4 protein-coding genes are annotated in these 4,140 nt (G+C 70.0%); 2 read left to right on the plus strand and 2 right to left on the minus strand.

Translation table 11 applies throughout. From position 1 onward, the window contains the following. Positions 1–71: 71 nt before the first annotated feature. Both G3N92_RS31620 and G3N92_RS31625 read left to right on the plus strand, forming a co-directional pair. Positions 72–1,349 carry a sensor domain-containing diguanylate cyclase gene (locus tag G3N92_RS31620; RefSeq protein ID WP_206131470.1) on the plus strand — a complete coding sequence of 426 codons (1,278 nt, stop codon included), beginning with the start codon at positions 72–74 and terminating at the stop codon, positions 1,347–1,349. Between the two features lie 57 nt (positions 1,350–1,406). Beyond that, positions 1,407–1,805, plus strand: coding sequence for a PaaI family thioesterase (locus G3N92_RS31625; protein ID WP_206131471.1), 399 nt, complete (start codon positions 1,407–1,409; stop codon positions 1,803–1,805). 10 nt (positions 1,806–1,815) lie between these two features. Here G3N92_RS31625 and G3N92_RS35415 read toward each other — a convergent pair whose 3' ends face one another. Continuing rightward, positions 1,816–3,546 carry a methyl-accepting chemotaxis protein gene (locus tag G3N92_RS35415; protein WP_206131472.1) on the minus strand — a complete coding sequence of 577 codons (1,731 nt, stop codon included), beginning with the start codon at positions 3,544–3,546 and terminating at the stop codon, positions 1,816–1,818. Between the two features lie 223 nt (positions 3,547–3,769). Next, positions 3,770–3,913, minus strand: coding sequence for a hypothetical protein (locus G3N92_RS31635; protein WP_206131473.1), 144 nt, complete (start codon positions 3,911–3,913; stop codon positions 3,770–3,772). Positions 3,914–4,140 lie beyond the last annotated feature (227 nt).

Raw genomic sequence — 4,140 nt, forward strand, 5'->3', positions numbered from 1 at the left:
CGCTGCGCGACCACGCCGGCGCGCGGCCATGAGGCGAACCGGTTGCGTGCGCACCGTTCGAGCAGGATCTCGTGGCGCTGGCGCTGAAGGGCAGCGGCACCGGCATCTGGGATCGCGACGTCGCGACCGGCGAGATCCGCTATTCGCCGGAATGGACGGCGATCCTCGGCTATGCGCCGCACGAACTGAGCACGCGCATCGAGGACGCCGTCGACCGCCTGCATCCCGACGACCGCGCCTACGTGCAGGCGCAGATGCGGCTGCACTTCGAGGGCGACACCGATCGTTACGAGGTCGAGCACCGCATTCGCTGCAAGGACGGCAGCTACAAGTGGATCTGCAGCCGCGGCAAGGTGGTCAGCCGCGACGCCTCGGGCCGGGCGCTGCGCATGGTCGGCGCGACCACCGACATCACCGCGCTGCGCGAAACCGCCGCGCGGCTCCAGCAGAGCATCGACCTGATCACCAACCTGACCGACGAGGTCGACGGGCTGGTGTTCCAGTATCGCGAGACGGCCGACGGCCGCCCGCACTTCAGCTACGTGAGCCGCGGCATCGAGCAGATCTACGAACTCGATGCCGCGCACGCCGCAAACCACGCCGAGGCGGTCGACGCGCGCATCGACCCGCGCGATCTGGTGGCCTACCGGCAATCGCTGCGCGAATCGGCCGCGACGCTGACGCCGTGGCGGCTCGAATACCGCGTGCTGCTGCCGCGCCAGGGGCTGCGCTGGCGGCACGGCGAGGCGCGCCCGCAGCGGCTGCCCGACGGCGGCACGCTGTGGCACGGGTTCGTGTCCGACACCACCGAGCGCAAGCGCATCGAAGCCGAGCTGCACGAGCTGGCCACCATCGATCACCTGACCGAGCTGGCGAACCGGCGCGACTTCCTCGCCCGCAGTGCATCCGAACTGGCCAGCCTGCGGCGCGCGGGCTACGGCGAGGCGGCCGTGCTGATGCTCGATCTCGATCACTTCAAATCGCTGAACGACCGCTGGGGCCACGCGTTCGGCGATCGCGCGCTGCGCCATTTCGCGCGCATGATGCGCGACGAGGCGCGCAGCGCCGATATCGTCGGGCGAATCGGCGGCGAGGAATTCGCGATCGTGCTGCCGGGCCTCGGCATCGAGGCCGCGATGGCGTTCGGGCTGCGGCTGCAGTGCCACGTCGGCGCGGCGCCGCTCGAATTCGCGGGGCAGCGCGTCGAGCTGACCGTCAGCATCGGCGTGGACCGCATGACGGCGGCCGATCTCGGCGTCGATCAGGTGCTGTCGCGCTGCGACAAGGCGCTGTATCTGGCCAAGGCGCGCGGGCGCAACCGCATCGAGCTGCACCGCGAGCCGGAGTGAGCGGCGCGGGCGATCGCCTTACAATGGCGCACCCCGCTCACCGCCCCGCCATCGCCCATGTCCCGACTCTTCGAAGACAACCCGTTCCTGGAATCCCTCGCCGCGCAACTCGACGCCTGGCGCGACGGCTATGCCGAAATCAGCATGCCGATCGACGGGCGCAAGCTCAATCGCCAGGGCGTGCTGCAAGGCGGCGCGATCGCGACGCTGCTCGACGCCGCCGCCGGTTATGCCGGCCTGTTCACGCCGCCAGGCGCGCCGATCCGCCACGGCTTCACGCTGTCGCTGACGGTGAACTACCTCGACAAGGGACTCGGATCGCGCGTGGTCGGCAAGGGCATCCTGGAGCGCGCGGGCCGCTCGATCTTCTTCGCGCGCGCCGAGGCGTGGGTGGACGGCACGCTGTTGATCGCGAGCGCGCAGGGCACGTTCAAGTACGTGAACGCCAGGCAATAACGCGCGGCGTTCAGAAGGTTTCCCAGGCCGCGTCGCTTGCCTCGGCGACGGACTTGCCGGCGGCCGCCCGCGGTTCGGCCGCAGGCCGCGGAGCCGCCAGCGCCGGTTCCCGGCGCCGCACGACGGTCACGGCCGGGGCCGCCGGCTGGCTGACCGCCACCTTGACGCCCGCCGGCACCGCACGCGCCGTCACCGCCTCCACCCGAAACGTCGCCACCGCCGCGCGCAGCACCCTGGCCTGCTCGCTCATCGATTGCGAAGCGGCCGCCGCCTGCTCGACCAGCGCCGCGTTCTGCTGCGTCACCTGATCCATCTGCGCGACGGCCTGATTGACCTGCTCGATGCCCGTCTGCTGCTCGTGCGAGGCCGCCGCGATTTCGCCCATCAGGTCGGCCACCTGCCGCACCGAGCGCACCACCTCGTCGATGGTCCGCCCCGCGTCGCCGACCTGCGCCTCGCCCTCGCGCACCTGTTCGACCGACGCGCCGATCAGCTCCTTGATCTCCTTGGCGGCCGTGGCCGAGCGCTGCGCGAGGCCGCGCACTTCCGAGGCGACCACCGCGAAGCCGCGCCCCTGCTCGCCCGCGCGCGCCGCTTCCACGGCGGCGTTCAGCGCCAGGATGTTGGTTTGGAACGCGATGCCCTCGATCACGCCGATGATCTCCGACACCTTCTCGGAGCTGCTCGAAATGCCCTTCATGGTTTCGATCACGCGGCCCACCGCGTCGCCGCCCTGGCTCGCCACCTCGGAGGCCTGCAAGGCCAGCGCGTTGCCCTGCTTCGCGCTGTCGGCGTTCTGCCGCACCGTGGCCGTCAGTTGCTCCATGCTCGACGCGGTTTCCTCCAGCGAGGCCGCCTGCTGCTCGGTGCGCGACGACAGATCGCTGTTGCCGGCGGCCATCTCCGACGATGCCGTGTTGACCGATTCGGTCGCCTCGTGCACGGTCGTCATCACGCCGGCCACGCGATCGACGAGCCGGTTGAACGCCCCCGCCGTCACGCCCACCTCGTCCTGGTTCACGACCGGCGCGCGCTGCGTCAGATCGAGCGTCTCGCTGGTCTGGCGAATCGCATCGCGCAGGCTGCCCACGCCGGTGCGCAGCGAGCGGATCAGCCACAGCTGCCCGGCCGTCACCACCAGCCCGATCATCGCGAACAGCGCGAGGTTTTTCACGAGCGTGCGGATGAACACGTCGTCGATGTCGTCGAGATAGGCGCCCGTGAACAGGTGCCAATCCCATTCGGGGATCATCACGGCGTAGGTCAGCTTCTCCACCACGCCCTCGCGCCCGGCCTTCGGCCAGTAATAGCGGCTCACGTGATCGCCGCCCGGCGAGGAGTGCTTGACGATCTCCATGGCCACGCGCGTGCCGTTGCGGTCGACCAGGTTGCTGGTGTCGGTGCCCTCGATGTCCGGCTTGAGCGGATTGAGCACCGAATAGCCGCGCGAATCGTAGATGCCGAAATAGCCGCTGTTGTCGTCGCCGTAGCGCAGCGCGCGCAGCGCCGCGATGGCCTGCTTGCGCGCTTCGTCGTCGCTCAGCGCGTGCGTGGCGGCCTGGTTGCGGTAGAACGCCACGAGGCTCGCGGCCACCTGCACCTGATGGCTCAGCTCGGCCTGACGTTGATCGAGCATCCGGCCACGGGTCGACAACCCGCCCGCCACGCCCGCCGCTATCAAGGCGACCCAGAGCAGCGCCACGATGCTCCATGCCTTGCCGTTCAGTGAAAGCCTGCTCATTGTGTTGGTGTCCTGATGATCGGGATGACGCACGAGCGCCGGAAGACCGCCGCCACACCCGTTCCGATTCAGGCAGACACCCGCATCGCCGGCCAGGAACGGGAAGGCTCCTGGTTAACGGCAATTGTCTGAATGTTAATTATTACAATTTCTGCAAAATATAGTTACATATGAACGACAAAAATTGAAGATTAACATTTTTAATTTCAATGTTAATGAATTTCTACGCATGTTGTTGTGCTGCGGCGGCCCGCACGCGCGCAGGCACCACGAGCGCCGGGGCCAGCACCGCCGGGGCGTCGAGATCGGGCGACGGCAGCGCGTGATCGTCGCGCGCGACCGCCGCCAGCACCGCATCGCGCTCCACGAGCACATGGTGCGCGCGACGCGCCGCCTGGTGCAGACCACGCCGCCCGCCGACGGCGCCGCGCTGCAGGAACGCCTCGACGCGCTCGCGGCGCTGCCCGCCCGCGCCCCCCCCCCCCCCCCCCCCCGCCCCGCCCCCCCCCCCCCCCCCCCCCCCCCCCCCCCCCCCCCCCCCCCCCCCCCCCCCCCCCCCCCCCCCCCCCCCCCCCCCCCCCCCCCCCCCCCCCC

The organism is Burkholderia sp. Ac-20379, from assembly GCF_017104645.1.
Lineage (GTDB): Bacteria > Pseudomonadota > Gammaproteobacteria > Burkholderiales > Burkholderiaceae > Burkholderia.